Origin of the sequence: Paenalcaligenes sp. Me52 (genome assembly GCF_050487965.1) — a bacterium.
GTDB lineage: Bacteria > Pseudomonadota > Gammaproteobacteria > Burkholderiales > Burkholderiaceae_B > Paenalcaligenes.
Map to the genome: position 1 here is coordinate 1,779,527 of NZ_JBKQFO010000001.1, position 19,548 is coordinate 1,799,074.

Here is a 19,548-nt window from a genome sequence, read left to right on the forward strand (position 1 = left end):
ATGGTATTGCATCAGGTTTTACTTAATTTTGTAGGCATAATATGGAATGGTTTTTAGACCCTAATATATGGGTGGGTCTGCTGACTCTGGTTGTACTAGAAATAGTACTGGGTATAGATAATCTTATTTTTATCGCCATCCTGGCTGATAAACTGCCCCCGCATCAACGTGATAAAGCACGCTTAATAGGCCTATCGCTCGCACTGGTGATGCGTTTGGGTTTGCTCACCATCGTCTCGTGGTTGGTGACACTCACCACGCCCTTATTTTCTATCGCGTCCTATTCATTCTCAGGACGAGACTTAATTCTGCTGTTAGGCGGCCTTTTCCTTTTGCTAAAAGCCACCTCTGAACTGCATGAACGCTTAGAAGGCACACCCCATCAACAAAGTAGCTCTAAAACCTATGCTAGCTTTGCCGTGGTCGTGGCTCAAATCATTGTGTTGGATGCCGTATTCTCGTTAGATGCGGTCATTACCGCCATCGGTATGGTGGATGAGCTACCTGTCATGATGGCAGCCGTTGTGATTTCTATGGCAATGATGATGTGGGCCTCTAAGCCACTGACACGTTTCGTTAGCGCGCATCCTACCGTTGTGGTGCTGTGTTTAAGCTTTCTCTTGATGATAGGTTTGACGCTAACCGCCGAAGGCTTGGGCTTCAAGATTCCTAAGGGCTACTTATACGCTGCCATCGGTTTTTCTATTGTGATTGAGTTCTTCAACCAATGGGCACGTCGCAGTTCACTTAAAAATGAAGCTCGTCTACCGTTGCGTGATCGTACCGCTGACGCCGTTCTACGTTTGTTGGGTGATCGCAAACGCTCTGAAAGTACAGAAGAAGATGCCCACGACGAACAAAACAGCGGCCAAACAGCCTTTGGCCCTGAGGAACGAAATATGGTCAGCGGTGTACTGACATTGGGTGCTCGCTCCATTCGTTCCATCATGACCCCACGTGCTGAAATATCGTGGATCAACTTGGATGATGACCCCACCGTCATACAACAGCTTTTACGCGAAACGCCACACAGCTTTTTCCCTGTAAGTCGGGGCCAACTAGACAACACCTTAGGCGTTGCGCGGGCTAAGGATCTGATGGCCGACATGCTTGATAACGCCGATCTGCAAAAGCTGCCTTCTTTGCGCGAACCTATTATTGTTCACGAGGCCACAGGCGTCTTGCAGGCCATGGATATACTTAAGAAATCCCGTGGTCAGTTAGTACTGGTGACCGACGAATACGGCACCATTCAAGGTTTGCTTACGCCTATAGATATTCTTGAAGCCATTGCAGGTGAGTTCCCGGATGAAGACGAACACCCGACGATTGAATGCATAGCTCCCGACACATGGCGTGTAGACGGCACCACCGACTTACACTACCTTGCCCAAACGCTTGAAAGTGACACGCTACTGGCACGGGCTAACGGGTTTAGCTCTATTGCTGGACTACTGCTAGACGTCTTTGGTAACTTGCCTGAGGTTGGTGCTACAACAGAAATAGACGATCTACATATCACGATTACGGGCATCGCTAACCGACGTATTGCCACGTTGGAAGTGACACGTTCACGCTAACAAGCAGGCTCTCGCCACACAAGGCTGCTGCCCCACGACACAGCAGCCTTGTCACCTACCATTGTAAAAGCGCCTTCGCAACTAGCGCCCATTGTCCGTTCACAGTTCTAAAAAATGTCATCTAGGGCAAGGTAGAATAAGGCAAAACCATTCTTTTATGCATTATCTCAACGCATTGAATGCCAAGATCGTCCATAATTAACAAACCTAAACAACACATTCTTTAACGTATATTTTCCAAACATAAGCACATCATTTCTTAACCCAGAGTGTTTAGCATCGCTAGGCGAGCACTCAGAACATGGATACCAGTAATATGAATCAATTTAAAATTGCAGTAGTAGTAGGTAGCCTGAGAAAGGACTCTTTTAATCGTCAGCTCGCTCAAGCGCTTGTTCGTTTGGCTCCTGCCGATTTCGTTTGTGAATTTATAGATATTGGTAACCTGCCACTGTACAACCAAGATGCTGACGCTCAACCGTCAGACGCTGTGTTGGCGTTCAAAGCAAAAATACAGGCTGCCAATGGGCTGCTGTTTGTCACCCCTGAATACAATCGCTCCATACCTGGTGTATTGAAGAACGCGCTAGACCAAGGTTCACGCCCTTATGGTCAGAACGTCTGGGCTGGCCTACCTGCTGGTGTTTTGGGGATCTCCATTGGTGCTATTGGTACAGCCTTAGCGCAGCAGCACCTACGTAACGTGCTCACGTTCCTTGACGTCCCGACGCTTCAACAACCTGAGATTTTCCTCCAGCACAAAGATGGCTTTTTCGATGCGGATGGCAACATTGGGCCGGCAAGCAAAGACTTCCTGCAAAACTGGGTCAATCGTTACGCCGACTGGGTACGCAAACATCAGAAATAAGACTATGAGGCCCATGCGTAGCATTCGCACGTGACCTTGCTAGTAAAAAAGGACTTACAGCGTCATGGCTATAAGTCCTTTTTATATACTACTGCTCTGTTTTCAGCTGCCTCTGCGCCCATAGTTACGCGCGTACACCTCTGCCCCCATCGCCTCAATCTGCTGCTCTACCAAAACGTTGAACGGCTTTAATAAAGGCTGAAAATCACTTTCTGGCTCTAATACCGTCAATGAGCGAACAATAGCTTCGATGGTCGCTACCGCTGCCACTTCTGTTGCTTTACGCACTCTATACAAAGACGGCTCTCCAACTGGCAAGCTAAGATGCGGCAAGCCGCTTAACAAGGGGTTGGACTGAATGATTTTCCGCGCATTACGCCACGTGCCATCGGGCACAATCAGCAATGCAGCCTTCGTTGCATCTATAGCCACTAAAGGCTGCATCACGTTGTGTTCCTTTGCTGGGAACAGTAGAAACGCCGCATCCACCGTTGCAAGCTTTTCTTCCAATTGGGGGAAATGCTCTCCTACCCACAGCTCGGCCTGCTCTAAGCCTAATACAGCCAAACGTGCAGTATTTAAGGGATGTTTTTGCTCATCTGGGTGCTGTAGTACCAGTACGCTAATGCGATTTGGCACTACGCTTATGTGTGCACACAAACAATGTGAAACAGGCCGTGCACAACGCTCGCACATAGGGCGCGCCGTTTTTTTAGATTCAGACATAACTGTGTTGATACTAGACCCTATTGCCTAATGCGAAAGCGCCGTTCGCCCCCACTTATACAACCTACAGAATAGGTATTTAGCTTCCTTAGCCTGCGTAGTGATTTTCACCATCCACGGTAACGGTTGCCAAAATAGAGTGCGCAATATAGCAGTTCTCGTGCGCCTGCTCATGATTTTTAGCAATTTCATCTTCGCTAGGTTGGTGACTGCCCGAAAACACAATCTTCGGTTTTAAGACTATTTCCGTGATGGCCATTTTACCGTGACTGTTCTTTCCCATCGTGCCCTGCGGGTTGTCATCGTAACTCTCTACCACCCATCTTTTCTTGGCCGCTAAGCCCAAGAACCACAACATATGACAACTGGAAACCGCAGCCACCAAGGCCTCTTCTGGGTCCACTGCCGCTAAGGTTGAGTATGGTAGCGGAACAGAATGTACAGACGATGAAGCAGGAATGCTCACCCCCTCATCGAAGGTCCATTGATGCAATCTGCTGTATTTGTTATCAGAAAATCTTCATCAGGCTGGCGTTGCCAGTGAACGCGGGCGAAATAGGCGTGGCTCATAGGGTGCTCGTAACACAGTAAGGGGTTGATTCACTAGCTTAATCCAGCTTCTAAAAGGCGGCAAACACAAACCACCACGCGACACACAATCGTTGAACAACTAGGACAAGCCCTTATTTCAAGTTTAAACATTACAGAATTACTCTAATAAATCAAAAATAAGTAATGTATTAACCGCTATATGCGTATAGCGCCAGGAGACAACGAGTGCGATCCTCTGCTTTGAAAAAAACAGCTTTTAGTTTGAGTTTATTAGCCAGTGCCCTACTTTCTGTGGCCCATGCCGCCCCCGTAACGGTAGAAATAAATCGGGATGCCTACGGCGTACCTCACGTGTTCGCCGACAGTAACTACGGTCTGTTTTACGGCTATGGCTACGCGGTCGCACAAGATCGCCTCTTTCAATTGGACATGGCACGCCGATCCTTTGTAGGGACGACTGCAGAAGTATTAGGTGCTGGTGATAACAACGTCTACTTGAATTACGACATCAATGTACGCCGCAACTTCAACCCCGAATCTATCAACAAACAGCTTGCTGCCTTGCCCGAAGAGGATGCCAGCATTTTCAAAGGCTACGCCGACGGCTATAACGCGTATCTGGCTCAAGTGCTCAAAAAGCCAGAGCTGCTGCCCAAAGAGTATGTAGACTTCGACTTTGCTCCTACGCCTATCTCGGCCTTTGATGTGGCCATGATTTGGGTAGGCTCTATGGCGAACCGCTTTTCTGACGTGAACTTGGAAATGGGGTCGTTAAGTTTGCTAAACGATCTGGAAGCCAAACACGACAAAGCCGAGGCTGAACGCATTTTCAATGAACTGCTGTGGGTGAATGATCCCAACTCCCCCACTACAGTGCCTAAATCAGCCACTGAAAAACCGGTGTCCTACCACCAGCCTGCGCCACAACAATTGGTTGCCCTCTCCACAGAAACAGCGCAATCCATTTTGCAAGACACCGCTACACGCTGGGGCGGTACAGGGCCAGACTTTGTACCCAAAGCCAGTAACCTCTGGTCTACCCAACCGCATCGCGTAGAAGAGAACGCCACCATTTTGATTAATGGCCCTCAGTTCGGCTGGTATAACCCTAGCTACACCTATGGCATAGGCTTACACGGTGCGGGCTTCAACGTGTCGGGTAACACACCCTTTGCATACCCTATCGTGCTGTTTGGTACCAATAACCAAATCGCTTGGGGAGCAACCGCCGGCCCGCAAGATGTGGTTGATATCTACCAAGAGCAACTAAACCCCAATAATCCTGCTCAGTATCGCTACAACAACGAATACCTAGACATAGAAGAGCGTCAAGAAACCATTAAAGTAAAAGGCCAGCCAGATACCGTCGTGACGTTACAGCGCACGGTGCATGGCCCCGTTATGGCTGTAGATAATCAAAACAAGGTGGCATACAGTAAGAAACGCAGTTGGGACGGCTACGAAGTGCAATCCTTATTGGCATGGCTGAATATCGCCAAAGCGCAAAATTGGGAAGATTTCTTAGCACAAGCCGAGAAAATGGCCATTTCCATCAACTGGTATTACGCCGACAAAAACGGCAACATAGGCTATGTATCGCCCGGCTTTCTGCCTAAACGCCCCGCAAACCAAGACATGCGCATTCCCGCCTTGGGCGATGGCAGCATGGAATGGGAAGGTATACATGACTTTAGCGCCACGCCTAAGGCTTACAACCCTCAGCAAGGCTACCTAAGCAACTGGAATAATCGCCCCGCACCCGACAAGACCAATACCGATGCCTACTACTGGACCTACGGTGATAGGGTCAACGAATTAAATGTGCAGTTTGCGCAAAAAGATAAATTCACGCTGCAAGAAATTTGGGACTTCAATCGCCCTGCTTCCTACCACGACGTGAACTGGCGCTACTTCCAGCCGCACTTACAAGCGGCTGCCAACAAACAGGCAACCAATACACCTACGCACGACATGACAGCGCTTCTGCTGCAGTGGGATGGTTTGGAAACGGATGACGGCAACGGCGTTAACGTTGGCCCTGAACGTTTGATTTTCAAAACGTGGCTGGAGGAAATGTACAAGCTAGTGCTGGTACCAGTCTTGCCAGAAGCCCATCAAGCCAGCTACACCAACACCGGCTTTGCGAGCACCAATGGCCCTAACCCAGGCTCTATCAACCTCAGCATGGGTACTAAAGTCCTGCTGCGCGCACTGGATTTAGAACAAAACCCCGACCCACAACGCCATAACTTCTTTGCGCAAAAACCCTCTACCGAGGTCATGCAGCAAGCCTTAGAAAATACCTACCAACGCTTAAAAGCGGAGCAAGGTGACGATATGGCTAACTGGAAAATGAGCAGTTCAGTTCATAAGTTTAGCGATCGCAACTTTACCGGCACCCCACAAACCACAGCGGGTAATACGTTCAGCTTCACGGGTTATCAAAACCGAGGCACAGAGAACAACCGCATTGTGTTCTATGAGGACAAAGTCGAGTTTTGCGACGCGATGCCTCCGGGCCAAAGCGGTTTCATCGACAGGCATGGTAAGAAAAGCCCGCACTACGATGATCAACTCGCCCTATACCAAAACTTTGGTTGCAAACCTGTCAGCTCAACCGTGGATGACATCAAAGCAACGACAGTAGAAAGCACCGTATTGATCGTAGAAAACTAATACCGTAACGCTACTGGTTATCAGCTTATGGAAATCCTCAGCCCTGCTGAGGATTTTTCACATCACTCATCTGCTTATAACGGCCATTTCAAGCCAGTCTACTCAAGCCGTGGCATATAATGAGCAACACGAAGCAGCCTACTACGTAGCCTGCTTTCTGCGTTTTACCCTACTACTGATTTCTTTCAACGGTGCCTTTACTCTTGTGTATGGCATCGTTATTTGTATCCAAACAAGGACGTTACACAATGGATTTGCCCGCCCACCAATTAAGCATGACTGTATTGATGACTCCCGATACAGCGAACTTTTCCGGAAACGTGCATGGTGGCACCATTCTTAAACTGCTGGACCAAGTGGCCTACGCCTGTGCTAGCCGTTACGCCAAAAGCTACGTCGTGACACTGAGCGTGGATCAAGTAACCTTTAAACAGCCTATTCATGTGGGCGAACTGGTGACCTTTCTAGCCAGCGTGAATCACACCGGTACATCGTCTATGGAAATTGGTATCAAGGTGATTGCCGAAGACATACGCAGCGGCATTGTACGTCACGTGAATAGCTGCTTCTTCACGATGGTCGCGGTTGAAAATGGCAAACCTATTGCCGTACCCTCTCTACAGCCTCAAACCGATGACGAGAAACGCCGCTTTTTAGCGGCGCAAGTACGACGCGAATTACGCCGTGAGTTCGAACAGCGTCAGCGTGAGGTGCAGGCAAACGCGAGCCTAACCGCCAGAGCGTAAGCAAGATTACTGTGCGTGCGACAAGCCCCTTTTAGGGGCTTTTTCTTTGTCTCGCTTAGCGTTCAATTCTAATTTGGTAAGGGGCAAATTCGCGTGCTCTCAGCAGCCCTTTTTCTAGCAGATCCTCTCTAACCCCATCAATATCTGCCTTGGCTTCAGTCACTACCAAATATAAATTGTCGTCACACGCTAGTTCACTTTCCCAATACCCTATAGCGTAACGATCAGCGCTGGATTCACCGAAGTCTTCTAGTTCTATGACTCCTTGGCCCTTTATTTTATTGGTGCCTTTCTCTACGGCAACAATAGAAACCTTTAAATTACCTACGAGTTCCATCCCGCTATCAAACGTGAAATTAGCAGCGCACATGCCTTGATTTGCCCATACCGTATTCGAATGCCACATATCGAGTGCATGAGCATTCACACTAAAACACATGGCCGCTATTGCCACTACCCCGGAATACAAAACGTTTTTACTATTTTTCATTTCTGCTCCCTGATAACCTGCCTGAAGTGATCGCCATTCTAGCCCAGCTCTCTTTATTACCACTGACTGGTATTAAAAATACCATCCCCTATCAGCCTAAGGCCTGTAGACTAGTTGGTCTCTACGTCTTCATAACACCGTATTCTTGTGCGCCATTCTTTATCTAGATTCGCCTTAGTCACCGCCCTTACGCTCTTCACCATAGCAGGCTGCTCGCTTCCTGATTATGTGAATGAACAAGCCGAGTGCTTAAACCCACAAGGTCCTTACCCGGCATCCTGCGGGGTAAACTATAAAGGGCCAACGGGTGAAATAGTCTTGAGCCGTGAGCTGACGGGTGGCAACGCTGACATTCGCTATTTAACGGCCATGCAAAGTTTCTATCCTGATATGCCTATTAGTCAGGAAAAACTGCTGGAAGTAGCTAAAGCGGCAGAAAATGGTGACGAAGGTTCTATTATGGCGCTGGGACGCATCTATTACGAAATAGGCCATTACTACACCAATTGCAGTGTGGTTCGCACCGGCCAAAACTGGCTACAACGCGGTAGTGATTTAAACTTACCGCATGCTAAGGTTGCGCTGTCTCAGCATTACTTCAACGGCATCTGTGGGCCTATCAATGTAGAAAAAGCACTGCAATTAGCCCGCGAAGCACAAGCCTTAGACAACCACCCCATTATTGTCGAATGGTTAGAGTACGCCCGTAACCCTGACAATCAAAAACAAGCAGTTATTGAGCGTGACCAGCAGCTCAAAGCACACCAAGGCAAGTAATCGTAAGACATGCTGCCATCATCCAAAATGCTCTAGAACACCTGCTATGAACTCAGGCGTTCTAGCGCATTTTGTTGGATGTCTGACACTCACGCAAAAAGCGCATCGTTCTTCAGCATTGAGCACTTTATACTGAAATTCGTCTTTCTGTTTGCACTGCACAAAGGTAATGATGCTGACTCTCTATATCGCTAACAAGAACTTTTCCTCTTGGTCACTACGCCCTTGGATTTTATTGAAAGCATTAGGCATTCCTTTTCAGGAAACGGTAGAGAGTTTTGACGCCCACGGCAAAAGCAGCTACGAGAGATTCAAAAAATTCTCACCTACAGGTCTAGTACCCTGCCTGAAAGACGGCGACACCCTAATTTGGGACTCCTTAGCGATTTGCGAATATATTGCTGAGTCCCATCCCGCTGCATGGCCACAAGACAAAGTTGCTCGCGCCTGGGCACGAAGTGCTGCTGCCGAGATGCATTCAGGTTTTCATGCATTACGTAATCAGTGCCCCATGAACTGCAAACCACAATCACCTGTGCAGCACATGGATGCTGCGCTGACTAAAGACGTGGAACGCATCAACCAACTCTGGGAAATGGGGCTAACGCGCTTTTCTGGCCCCTTCTTAGCTGGAAATAGCTTCACTATTGTGGACGCATTTTTTGCTCCTGTTGCTATCCGCATTCATCGCTATAAACTGCCAGTTAGCGCTGCATGCCAAGCATGGATTGATCGCATCTTAGCCTTAGCTGCGATGCAGGAATGGTTTGACGCCGCCGCTAAAGAGCCTGATATTCAGCATTAAGTAAGTTCCGTAAGTGAACGTGCAATGAGTGCTATGTGATGTTGATGAATTTCTCTATATAGAAATGAGAATAATTGTTATTATTAAACAATTCTCGTTTTCCTCTATCATCACACTCCCTCACATGTTCTCTACACGCAGAGCCTCTGTTTTCAGCCGCTTTACTCTGTTACTTTGCCTACGAAGAAACGCCATATTGGTTTCTACTGCTCAGTACTAGACATGCGTGACGAGTTCATAGAGCAAGCCTACCTAAAGCTACGACTACCGTTATTTCGATTTTTAAAACGTAGATTAGGTAATGATGCTGATGCAGAAGACATCACTCAAGAGTCCTTTGCCCGCTGGTCAGCCTCTAAAAACGAAACCCCACCAGATAACGCAAAAGCCTACGTTACAAAAATTGCCGTCAACATCGTACGTGAAACAGGGCTAAAACGTGCGCAAGCTCCTGTGCTACTCTCTCTTTCTGACGATGCGTCTGAAGATCAGTACGCGGCTGCGCCCAGTAACTCATGCCCACAACAGCATGCGGAAAACACTCAATTGCTTAGTCGAATAGAACAGGCGCTACAAGAGCTGCCCGCTCGTCAGCGCGAGGCATTTTCTTTGCATCGCTTTGATCACTTAACCTACGAACAAATCGCAATAAAATTGAACATATCCCGTGCATTAGTCAGCCGATATATAGCAAGAACAGTGGCCTATTGCCGATTACGGATCGAGCACTCCCCAGAGCAAGCGATGTCCATTCTTTCCTCCAAAGGCACAGACGATGACGCATGATTCTTCTGTAGCGGACTTCTACGAAATAGCCTCTGAATGGTTAGCTCGTCAACAAGACAGCGAACACTGGTCCGCCCATGATCAGCATGCACTGGAACAATGGCTACATGCCGACCCACGCCATCAAAAGGCGTATGAGGAAGTCACTCAAACATGGCAACTATTTGACTACGTGCCACGTCCAGAACCTCTGACGGCATCTACCTCCCTGCAAACTGAACCGCAGCCATCTCTCACATTTTCCCATCCACGCCAAAATACAGGCCTTGGGCAGCGCTTGCGTCAGTGGTGTGCAAGCCTGCGACTGCCCGTACGAACGACAATGGGTGCCGCCCTCTCGCTAACAGTCATACTTGGTGTAGCTGGCTACTATTGGTACGCCTCTATGCCCGAATTTAGTGAATCCATACAAACGGCTCGTGCAGAACAGCGAGCAGTCACACTGCCGGATGGCACGGTCGTAACGGTGAACACTGACAGTAACCTACGTGTGCAGTTTTATCCGCATCAGCGTGAAGTGCAACTACTGCAAGGGGAAGCCTATTTTGCAGTGGCTCCCCAAGGTGACCACAGCTTTATCGTGAAAGCAGCAAATACCGAAATACGTGTGGTAGGCACAGCCTTTAATGTACGTGCAGCCCCCTCTAACACTTACATCGCTGTCAACGAAGGGGTTGTTGAAGTTAGTAGCCCTAACCAGACCACGACATTGCGAGCAGGCCATGCGGTAACCATCAATCTACAAACCGGCCAACAGCAACACAGCACCCTACCCCCAGAGCTTGTAGGCTCATGGAAAACAGGACAGCTAAGCTTCAAGAACACGCCGCTATACGAAGTAATTGAGGCGCTACAACCCTATGCGGATAAACCCATCTCACTGGCTAACCCGCGCTTAGGCCACCACAAAGTTTCAGGCTTTGCTAACACCACTAACCCCGTTGGTTTTCTCAATGCTCTCACCCAGCTACTGCCCGTGGACGTGCGTGAAACCGAACAAAATACCTATTTGATCACCCCAAAATAACATCTAGTTACAATTAAACAGGGTATTGCTGTAGCCTGTTTTCGCTAGAACCACTCTTTATAGATATGGCCTACTTTTTTGGCCTTCGGTACGGCTTGGTGTTATCACGCACCAAGAAGACTGTTTATTACCTATAGAGAATATATAAATGGCTGTCATCTCCACTATCGCTCCCTGTATTTGGCACTAGCCCATACACAGGCGGATCGGTGCGTTTACGAATAACGTAGATGCCCTCCCTGTTCTTGGCTAGTGCCATACAAAAATAAGAAGCTTCGCCCTACGCGGCGTTACTGTGTCGTTCATTTTGATAGTTGAGATCACATGAAGTCATTTCATTTGTGGCGTGCCGCCGTCAGTACAGCCATGTCGCCTGCCCAACCCTTATTAGGCAATAGACCTACCCTCGCCAACAGCTTGGTAGCCAGTGCTTTGTGTGCCATAGCTGCTATGCAGCCTGTTATCGCACAAGAAAGCCAACACAGCTTTACGATCCCAGCGCAAACTCTATCCAGCGCGCTGCAAGCCTTTTCACAACAATCAGGCAGCCAATTACTGTTTTCGGACAGTATCGTGGAAGGCAAGCAGTCAACCGCTGTCACAGGAACCTATACAGCCTATGCTGCGTTAGAAAAAATACTGGCTGGTTCAAACATTCAGATCGTGCCTTCTGGCAATAACATTTACACCCTACGTGGCAACACCGCTGACTCTGAGAGTGCGGCCACCACATTGGGGGTAGTAACAGTCACAGGTACTAAGCATGCTATGCCAGCGGCCTATGCTGGCGGTCAAATTGCTTCGGGAAGCCGCCTTGGCTTGCTGGGCAATAAGGACGTGATGGACACCCCTTTTAGCACCACCAGCTTTACCTCTGAGTACATTGAAAACCAGCAAGCCACGTCTGTCGCTGAAGTACTGCGCAATGACCCTGCTGTACGCAGCGTTTTTCCCCAAGGAGGTGTAGGCGAACACACCTATGTACGTGGTTTCTGGACGCAAAGCCATGAGCTGGCATGGAATGGCTTGTTTGGTTTAGTACCGCATAATCGTACGTCAACAGAACTGCTAGACAGGGTAGAAATTATTAAGGGCCCTGGTGCTCTGTTAACCGGCATGTCTATTAGTGGTTCTATAGGCGGCGTGATTAACCTAGTTCCTAAACGAGCGACCGACGACCCTATCACGCGTTTCACTGCCACATTGAAATCTGATAGCAATGTAGGCGGACACATAGACCTAGGTCGACGCTTTGGTGAAGATCAAAGTTTTGGTATACGCGTAAACGCGGCCAAAGCGCATGGCGACTTAGATATAGATGGCCAAAAGGAAGACCGTACACTGGGTTCCGTTGCACTGGACTACCAAGGTGAACGCCTGCGTGCGTCGCTAGACTTATACGACATACGTGAAAAGCAACGTGGTGGTGCACCCTTGCTCACCAGCTTCGCCTCTTCCGACATCCCACGCCCACCAGACCCCACTCTGAATCAACTGACCAATGCCTACAGCAACTCATCCAGCAAAGCGATCATTGGCTCTGTGGAGTACGATCTCACCGATCAATGGACCGCATTTATTATGGGCGGCACCAAACGTCAAAAGGGCTCCGGCTATTTGAATAATGCGTTTGGACAACGTGCCCAACCTAATGGTGATTTCACCGCCTTGGGCATGGCTATCAACAACTATTTCGATGTTAATGCCGTAGATCTCGGTATACGAGGTGATTTCTCTACAGGCTCTATTAACCATAATGTGGTGCTAAGCGCCAATGCTATTGCTCAAAAGTCAGGTGCGGTAGCGGCCTCTAAAGCGTGGCAATCCAATCTGTATAACCCTGCAACCCCTTTAGACGTTGCTGAGCCCGACGTATACAAAACGGGGGAAACCACTTTAAGCAGTGTGGCTTTAGCCGATACCCTATCTGCCTTAGACGATCGTGTGCTGTTGACCTTAGGTATGCGTTTACAGCGCGTACAGCAAAAAGGCTTTAATGCAGCAGGACAAGTCACCGACAACTACGACGAACAAGCGCTAACTCCTGCTATCGCTGTAGTCGTCAAACCGTGGGAAGCCCCTATCTCCCTCTACGCTAACTACATAGAGGGCTTGTCTCAAGGCGGTACAGTGTCCGACGCATCAGCGGCCAACTACGGAGAGATGTTTGCTCCCTATAAAACCAAACAGTACGAAGTAGGTTTGAAATGGGATACCGACACCCTGCTCAATACAATCAGCTTTTTTCAGATTGCTAAACCTAGCCTGATAAAGAATGCTGCCACCAACAGCTACAGCCCTGATGGCGAACAACGAAACCGCGGTATTGAGTGGGCTATAGCTGGCGAACTGCACCCTAGACTGCGTGTGCTAGGAGGGGTGGTGTACACCGATGCCGTAGCCACTAAATCCAATGGTGGTTTGCTCAATGGCAAAAAGGCTATTGGTGTACCCCGCTGGAACTCTACTCTAGGTTTAGAGTGGGATACCCCGTGGGTGAATAACCTGACGCTGTCTGCCTCGGCGCTGTATTCCGGTTCCCAATGGGTAGATGTGCAAAACACACAGAAAATCCCCAGCTGGACACGCCTAGACCTGGGCTTGCGATACGTTACCAAAATCGCCAGCAACAAAGTCACATTCAGAGCAAACGTGATTAATGCTACCGACAAACGCTATTGGTCTAGCGTCTGGAATGGCTCCGCCTCTATTGGCGCACCAAGAAGCTTCAGACTGTCTATGCAAATAGACTTCTAATTGCCAGCCATGAAGCACTCTTCTTTCTTTGTGCGGCAATGGACTTCATTACGAGAGCAACTTCCGTTGCTCTCTAGAATTCTTGCCGCCACAGTGGGCTGCTATGTACTGGCAGCCCTCTTCTCCGTCGCCACGTTGGCACTGCCCATTGCGTCCTCCGAAGCGGTGCTGTGGGGCGCACAACTCAGCTTTCTCGTTTGGGGTATTGCTGTGCTTGGCGTTTTTCTTGCACGTACCGCCACTCGTGCATGGGTTTTTTTAGTGCTTTCTAGTCTGTTATGTTTAAGCGCCATTTTGTGGCACTACTTGAATGGTAGCGCCCTATGAACACTGCTGTAAAAACTGCCAAACGCCCTCCCACCAGCAAGCCCCAAGGTGTACGCCAAATCATGTCCAATGTACACATCTGGACGGGATTACTGGCGGGTTGGATTCTTTACGCTATTTTCCTTACCGGTACGGTCTCGTATTTCAGGGATGAAATCTCGGCCTATATGCGTCCAGAGCTGCAGATTGACTCTGCGATTCCTGCCCCCGCAGTCAGTCAACGTATAGTCGACACTATTTTTGAGGAAGCACCCAATGCACCGTTAGCCTTGCTAACTTTGCCTACCGACCGCAACCCTCTTGCCAGTGCCTTCTGGCGTAACCCACCTACCGCAGCCCCTGGCTCTCCTGCTTTTGGGCGTGCCATTTTTGATCCAGAAACTGGCCAACGTCTCGCTATTCGAGATACCGAGGGCGGAGATTTCTTTTTTGGTTTTCACTTTAACTTGCATTACATGTCACCCTTATGGGGACGTTGGATAGCAGGCATCTGCGCTATGTTCATGCTGGTGGCCATCATCAGCGGCGTGATTACGCATAAGAAAATCTTTATAGATTTCTTTACCTTCAGATGGGGCAAGGGACAGCGTTCGTGGCTAGATGCCCATAACGCTTTATCCGTATTAGGACTGCCGTTTCACTTCATGATTACGTGGAGCGGACTCATCACCTTAATGCTGCTCTACATGCCTTGGGGTATGCAGCAACTGCCTTCAATGTCCGACCGCGCTGCGGTCAACAGTGAAATGCGTTTCTTCCTACCTATGGGCGAAGCCTCAGGTACACCCGCCACCTTAGTGCCTATTAGTCAACTGGTGCAGCAAGCCGAAGAGCGCTGGGGGCCAAATAGCGTGGGGGCCGTACAAGTCAACCTTGCCAATGACAGTAATGCTCGCGTAGCCGTTGCAAGACAGCAATCTCAACGAATTTCCATCACCCCTCAATACTTGTTATTTGATGGTACGAATGGAGAGCTGTTATTCGCCAAAGAGTCCTCCGGCGCGGCAGCCACCACCCAAGGGGTGCTCTATGGCTTACACCTAGGACGTTTTGCCGACATTGTGACGCGTTGGTTTTACTTCTTGGTCAGTCTAGCAGGCACCGCTATGGTAGGCACTGGCTTAGTGCTCTGGACGGTAAAGCGCCGCACCAAACTTCCTAATCCTACTCAGCCCTACTTTGGTTTTGCTCTGGTAGAGCGGCTCAACATTGCCAGTATTGCTGGACTTTCTATCGCCATGACGGCATTCCTATGGCTGAACCGCTTACTCCCACTAGACATGGCACAACGAGCTAGCTGGGAAATACATGGCTTTTTTATCACGTGGCTACTCACACTGGTATGGGCTTGCGTACGGCCAGCTAAACGCGCCTGGGTAGAGCTGCTCTACACCGCCACCCTGCTGCTAGTCTTGCTGCCGGTACTCAACTTCTTTATTACCGATAAGCACTTGTTACACAGCATCACAACAGGAGATTGGTTGTTCTTCTGGTTTGACATCAGCCTCTGGCTATTGGCTGTGCTGCACGGCTATTTAGCATGGCGTGTCACGCACCACCGCAGCAAGCATAAAGCGGTGCCATCATCCAAGCCCGCCAGCTCCCGCCACAGCATGGTGGCCAAAACTGCCGACGTGAATATTCCAACTACCAGTGGGTCGCAAGGAGAGGCCTCATGAGCCCTGCAAGTAGTGATGTGCTTGCGCACTGCCTAATTTTTCTACCCGCACTATTGGGCTTTGCTTGCCTCGCCTTTTCGCTCTATAGGCATCAAATGGATGTCTTCGACAAAGAGTTTTCATCCTTCACCCTACGCGCCCTACGCATGTTGGGGTGGATGCTATTACTCGTCAGCCTAGCAGTGGCCATTTACACCATGGGAGTTGGGTTTGGCTTTGTCGCTTACAGCGGGCACACCAGCTTTGCTGCTGGTCTGGTTTTTCTTGGCCTAGTCGTACTGGGCCGTATACAGAACTCGCGCTAGTTCGTTATTGAATCATTCGTCTTTTATCAAGGAGTCTTCTGTGAAACGCACACTTTTCAAACTCAATACCGTGTTATGTGCCGTACTTTTTCTGAGTGCCTGCAACACCTTAGAAAGTAGCCATAACAGTACGTCAGCCTCCACGACTACTGCTGCTGCCACCTCCGCACAACGCTCAACCCCAGACGTTCAACGCGTAGAACTGGCACAGGGTCTGTATCAACTGACTTTCAGCCCGCGTCACAACACGCTCTACGTCGCATCTGCGGGCAGTTTTGAGGAAGGCTCTGCCCCCAGCACCATCTTCCTGTTAGATCCCGCCACCCTCACTGTTAAAGGTGAAATTCCTCTAGAACGCAAAGGATTTGCGCTCACCTTAGACGATGAAGCCAATCGCCTTTATGTGGGTAATGCCGTAGACAGCTCTATCACTGTAGTGGATACCGCTAGCAATAAAGTGCTCACCACCGTTCAGTTAGCTGAGAAAATCATGCGCAAAGCGCCTGATGGCACGGAGCGAGAGTTCTATACGCATTACCCCCGAGAGCTAGTGCTGGACAAAAAAAATCAGCGTATTTTTGCGCCGGGTTTATGGTTCCAAGACAGTGTGCTGTACGTGGTTAACCTCAACACACTAGCCGTAGAAAAAACAATTCCTGGGTTTGGTTTCGTCGCTAGGGGTGCAGCACTGGATAGCGAAGACAACAAGCTGTATGTGTCCAATTTCCAAGGCCAAGTCATCACCGTAGACACAGCAACACTTAACGTTACGAAAACGGCTGAAGTACAAGCAGATCAGCTTATTAACTTAGCCTTTAACGCACAAAGCAAGCGACTGCTTGCCACCGATGTAGGTGACGAACGCACTGATGGCATGCGTAAAAACGCCGGAAAATTAGTGGACTACACACCCAGAGGGGCTGGAAATCGCGTTGTGGTCATTAACCCTGAAACCGGTAACGTAGAACAAAGCATCGCTACCGGCAAAGAGCCTTTGGATCTGTTGGTTGATGAACAGCGCCAACGCTTATATGTCACCAACCGCGGCGAGGGAACCCTAACCGTATATAACAGCACTGACAATACACTGCTGCAAACCATCGCCCTACCTGCTCACCCCAATAGCTTGGCACTCAACCCTGCCACGGGCGACCTGTATGTCACCATCAAAAATGAGGCTGACACACCTGAAGGCGCTAAAGAAAGCGTAGTACGCATTCGTTTCTAAGCACGTTCACAGTAGTAAAAAGGCCGTACTGTATGGCTCAGTGCGGCCTTTTTTTATTAGTAATGATAAACAGTTAGGCTGCAACCCCGACCTAACGCTACATGTTCATCAGTACATCCATGTAGCCGTCAAACCAAACACTCGGCCTGGCGCTACCTGAGCAAAATTCCCTAACGCACCGTAGGAAAAACCGTAAGTGCGGTATTTTCTATCAGTCAGGTTATGGATATACGCGGCTAGCTCTACGTTATCGCTCACGTTCCACGCTATCGACGTGTCAATTAAGGTATAGCTTTCTTGCTTCAGTGTATTGGCACTATCGAAATACAGTGAACCCGTACGACGTACAGCCACTTGTGGACGCAAGCTAGTATTGCCCACGCGCACGTTGCCTTTCGCCGCAATCGTCAGCCCATGGCTAGGCGTGAAAGGTACGCGATTGTTCTCGCAACCCGTGCAGGTGTTCGCCACATACTTCACAAACTTGGCATCGTTAATAAAGCCTGAGGCTGCCAACGTTAAGGACTGTGACACATCCCACTCAGCATTAAACTCCAAACCGGTAGAGCGTGTTTTACCGACGTTTTTCAGTGTTTGGTACCCCATCTGGCTATCACCATACAACTGTGTATCTTTGCTGTTCACACGGTACGCCGCCACACTGAAGCGTACATCGTCAGTGGTATAACGAGCGCCAATTTCGTAGCTAGTAGAACGCTCTCTACCAAAGCCTTCAGCATCTGCCATGCTGGTAGGTGCCAAGTTATAACCTGCTGGTTTATAACCTTGCGCCACGTTCACATAACCACGCCACGCATCGGTAAATTGATACCCTGCCGCCACATGCGTCAGCCATGTGTTTTCGTGTATGGATTTATCCCCGCGCACAGGCACACCGCCCATGTGGCCACCAAAGTCCGTTTTAGCCGAGTCACGCGACAAGCGTAAACCACCTGTCAGATCTAGCTTGGGCGTCACATGCCATGTCACGTTACCGTAGGCCGCTAAGGACTCGCTTTCATTCCTAGAATTACTTTCCAGATAGGGCATGTAGTTAGGCACTACCATGTCAATTTTGTACTGGCGTGCTTGCTTCACTTTTTGTCTATATAAGCCGAATACCCCATCCCAGTTACGACTGTGCAGGGTACCGGCCTCTTGCGGGCGCGTTGATAGGCGCAACTCTTGTACGTCTTGACGCCACTGTTCAGGCTGCCAAGAGTATTGCATGGCAAAGGGATACTCGCGCTCCAAACGCAAATGCTGCGTGTTCAGAATGACGTTTAGCTGCCAATCGTCCCATTGATATTGGCCCGACCCAGTTAATGAGTTAACACAACGGCGCTGGTATACCTCGCGATAGGCCTCAGGCAAATCAGACCAAGCAAAGGCGGTTCTATCATCAATATTATCGTAGGGCGTGTACACATCGTGCGCTCCTTTAGCGCAATCACGGCCACCCGCGATACCCATTTCCCAAGGGCTGCCAGTAGGCGCCAGCCTAAGCTTAAACGTACCTGCCTCGGCTTGCGTACGGCCCAGTTTATTGCCCAACACATCGCTTTCTAACCAATATGGTGTTTGGTTCTTCAGCAGCGACACTGAGCCATACAACAGGTCTTCCACTAACGGGCCCGATACGTTGGCTTGTACTTGGTAACCATGACGGTTAGAGATGCCCGTTTTAATCTGCGCTTGAAAATCGTTATCTGGCTGGCGCGTCACAATATTCAGCACGCCACCTTGAGCACTTTTACCGTACAAGGTACCTTGCGGACCTTTTAGTAGCTCTACACGCTCTACATCCACCAAGGACTGCAACGCTGCCACAGGTAGTTGCGGCACACCATCCACATACACCGTCAGCGCTGGGTTATAGAAATCTTGTGCTGAGGTAACGCCACGAATAGTGACCTGCGGAAACAAAGGCGAGCCACTGTACGACATCTGCAAATCGGGGAATACTCGACCCAAATCTACCGTATCGTTGACTTGCGCATCGTCTAATTCATAGCGCTCGACCACACTTGCCGCGCCATTGAATTTCTCTAGTTTTTCGCCTTGTTTGGATGCTGAGATCACAATCGCCGAAAGCGACTGTACGTCATTGTCGTTCGTCTCATTTTCTGCAGCGTAAGCCGCTTGCACGGACATCAACGCCACGCTTAAGCAACATAGCTTGAATGATGGAATCATAGGATTCATGATGAAGTAATACC

General features: G+C 49.3%; 16 protein-coding genes and 1 pseudogene. 13 read left to right on the forward strand and 4 right to left on the reverse strand.

What is annotated here, in order from left to right; genetic code table 11:
- Positions 1–41: 41 nt before the first annotated feature.
- Both ACLO87_RS08395 and ACLO87_RS08400 read left to right on the forward strand, forming a co-directional pair.
- The gene (locus ACLO87_RS08395; protein WP_430223371.1) at positions 42–1,580 is read left to right on the forward strand and encodes a TerC family protein; all 1,539 of its coding nucleotides are present in this window, start codon (positions 42–44) and stop codon (positions 1,578–1,580) included.
- Positions 1,581–1,896: 316 nt separating this feature from the next.
- Positions 1,897–2,448: an NADPH-dependent FMN reductase gene (locus ACLO87_RS08400; RefSeq protein WP_430223372.1), complete on the forward strand. Its 552-nt coding sequence runs from the start codon at positions 1,897–1,899 to the stop codon at positions 2,446–2,448.
- A 102-nt stretch (positions 2,449–2,550) separates the two neighbouring features.
- On the opposite strand, the gene ACLO87_RS08405 is transcribed toward ACLO87_RS08400, so the two are convergent.
- Positions 2,551–3,174, reverse strand: a complete 624-nt coding sequence (locus ACLO87_RS08405; RefSeq protein ID WP_430223373.1) for a tRNA-uridine aminocarboxypropyltransferase — start codon at positions 3,172–3,174, stop codon at positions 2,551–2,553.
- An 88-nt stretch (positions 3,175–3,262) separates the two neighbouring features.
- Positions 3,263–3,744, reverse strand: a pseudogene (locus tag ACLO87_RS08410) (OsmC family protein).
- A gap of 207 nt (positions 3,745–3,951) precedes the next feature.
- Between ACLO87_RS08410 and ACLO87_RS08415 the strand changes: the two are divergent.
- Complete coding sequence (locus ACLO87_RS08415; RefSeq protein WP_430223374.1) at positions 3,952–6,402, forward strand: penicillin acylase family protein; 2,451 nt, start codon at positions 3,952–3,954, stop codon at positions 6,400–6,402.
- 248 nt (positions 6,403–6,650) lie between these two features.
- Positions 6,651–7,148, forward strand: coding sequence for an acyl-CoA thioesterase (locus tag ACLO87_RS08420; protein WP_430223375.1), 498 nt, complete (start codon positions 6,651–6,653; stop codon positions 7,146–7,148).
- 55 nt (positions 7,149–7,203) lie between these two features.
- Here the strand turns inward: ACLO87_RS08420 and ACLO87_RS08425 are convergent, their stop codons facing one another.
- Positions 7,204–7,638 carry an IrmA family protein gene (locus tag ACLO87_RS08425; RefSeq protein WP_135864502.1) on the reverse strand — a complete coding sequence of 145 codons (435 nt, stop codon included), beginning with the start codon at positions 7,636–7,638 and terminating at the stop codon, positions 7,204–7,206.
- 318 nt (positions 7,639–7,956) lie between these two features.
- Here ACLO87_RS08425 and ACLO87_RS08430 point away from each other — a divergent pair, with 318 nt between their 5' ends.
- The 9 genes from ACLO87_RS08430 (at position 7,957) to ACLO87_RS08470 (ending at position 17,329) form a co-directional block, all read left to right on the forward strand.
- Positions 7,957–8,415 (forward strand): SEL1-like repeat protein, encoded by a 459-nt coding sequence (locus ACLO87_RS08430; protein WP_430223376.1) that lies wholly within the window; start codon positions 7,957–7,959, stop codon positions 8,413–8,415.
- A gap of 169 nt (positions 8,416–8,584) precedes the next feature.
- Positions 8,585–9,220, forward strand: coding sequence for a glutathione S-transferase family protein (locus tag ACLO87_RS08435; RefSeq protein WP_430223377.1), 636 nt, complete (start codon positions 8,585–8,587; stop codon positions 9,218–9,220).
- 222 nt (positions 9,221–9,442) lie between these two features.
- Positions 9,443–10,006, forward strand: coding sequence for an RNA polymerase sigma factor (locus ACLO87_RS08440; protein WP_430223378.1), 564 nt, complete (start codon positions 9,443–9,445; stop codon positions 10,004–10,006).
- Positions 9,996–11,033, forward strand: coding sequence for a FecR family protein (locus ACLO87_RS08445; protein WP_135862474.1), 1,038 nt, complete (start codon positions 9,996–9,998; stop codon positions 11,031–11,033). Before ACLO87_RS08440 ends, ACLO87_RS08445 begins: the two co-directional genes overlap by 11 nt.
- A gap of 324 nt (positions 11,034–11,357) precedes the next feature.
- Entirely contained in the window at positions 11,358–13,790 is a 2,433-nt protein-coding gene (locus ACLO87_RS08450; protein WP_135862475.1) for a TonB-dependent receptor, read from the forward strand.
- 9 nt (positions 13,791–13,799) lie between these two features.
- Entirely contained in the window at positions 13,800–14,117 is a 318-nt protein-coding gene (locus ACLO87_RS08455; RefSeq protein ID WP_430223379.1) for a DUF3649 domain-containing protein, read from the forward strand.
- Positions 14,114–15,796: a PepSY-associated TM helix domain-containing protein gene (locus ACLO87_RS08460; RefSeq protein WP_430223380.1), complete on the forward strand. Its 1,683-nt coding sequence runs from the start codon at positions 14,114–14,116 to the stop codon at positions 15,794–15,796. Before ACLO87_RS08455 ends, ACLO87_RS08460 begins: the two co-directional genes overlap by 4 nt.
- Complete coding sequence (locus ACLO87_RS08465; RefSeq protein WP_168246811.1) at positions 15,793–16,101, forward strand: DUF3325 domain-containing protein; 309 nt, start codon at positions 15,793–15,795, stop codon at positions 16,099–16,101. Before ACLO87_RS08460 ends, ACLO87_RS08465 begins: the two co-directional genes overlap by 4 nt.
- Positions 16,102–16,141: 40 nt before the next feature.
- Complete coding sequence (locus ACLO87_RS08470; protein WP_430223381.1) at positions 16,142–17,329, forward strand: YncE family protein; 1,188 nt, start codon at positions 16,142–16,144, stop codon at positions 17,327–17,329.
- Between the two features lie 108 nt (positions 17,330–17,437).
- On the opposite strand, the gene ACLO87_RS08475 is transcribed toward ACLO87_RS08470, so the two are convergent.
- Positions 17,438–19,534, reverse strand: a complete 2,097-nt coding sequence (locus ACLO87_RS08475; protein ID WP_430223382.1) for a TonB-dependent receptor — start codon at positions 19,532–19,534, stop codon at positions 17,438–17,440.
- Positions 19,535–19,548: the final 14 nt, after the last annotated feature.

Coding starts and splice junctions, on each gene's coding strand:
- ACLO87_RS08395 (WP_430223371.1), top strand. CDS start 42: ATGGAATGGTTTTTAGACCCTAATATATGGGTGGGTCTGCTGACTCTG.
- ACLO87_RS08400 (WP_430223372.1), top strand. CDS start 1,897: ATGAATCAATTTAAAATTGCAGTAGTAGTAGGTAGCCTGAGAAAGGAC.
- ACLO87_RS08405 (WP_430223373.1), bottom strand. CDS start 3,174: ATGTCTGAATCTAAAAAAACGGCGCGCCCTATGTGCGAGCGTTGTGCA.
- ACLO87_RS08420 (WP_430223375.1), top strand. CDS start 6,651: ATGGATTTGCCCGCCCACCAATTAAGCATGACTGTATTGATGACTCCC.
- ACLO87_RS08425 (WP_135864502.1), bottom strand. CDS start 7,638: ATGAAAAATAGTAAAAACGTTTTGTATTCCGGGGTAGTGGCAATAGCG.
- ACLO87_RS08435 (WP_430223377.1), top strand. CDS start 8,585: ATGATGCTGACTCTCTATATCGCTAACAAGAACTTTTCCTCTTGGTCA.
- ACLO87_RS08440 (WP_430223378.1), top strand. CDS start 9,443: ATGCGTGACGAGTTCATAGAGCAAGCCTACCTAAAGCTACGACTACCG.
- ACLO87_RS08445 (WP_135862474.1), top strand. CDS start 9,996: ATGACGCATGATTCTTCTGTAGCGGACTTCTACGAAATAGCCTCTGAA.
- ACLO87_RS08450 (WP_135862475.1), top strand. CDS start 11,358: ATGAAGTCATTTCATTTGTGGCGTGCCGCCGTCAGTACAGCCATGTCG.
- ACLO87_RS08455 (WP_430223379.1), top strand. CDS start 13,800: ATGAAGCACTCTTCTTTCTTTGTGCGGCAATGGACTTCATTACGAGAG.
- ACLO87_RS08460 (WP_430223380.1), top strand. CDS start 14,114: ATGAACACTGCTGTAAAAACTGCCAAACGCCCTCCCACCAGCAAGCCC.
- ACLO87_RS08465 (WP_168246811.1), top strand. CDS start 15,793: ATGAGCCCTGCAAGTAGTGATGTGCTTGCGCACTGCCTAATTTTTCTA.
- ACLO87_RS08475 (WP_430223382.1), bottom strand. CDS start 19,534: ATGAATCCTATGATTCCATCATTCAAGCTATGTTGCTTAAGCGTGGCG.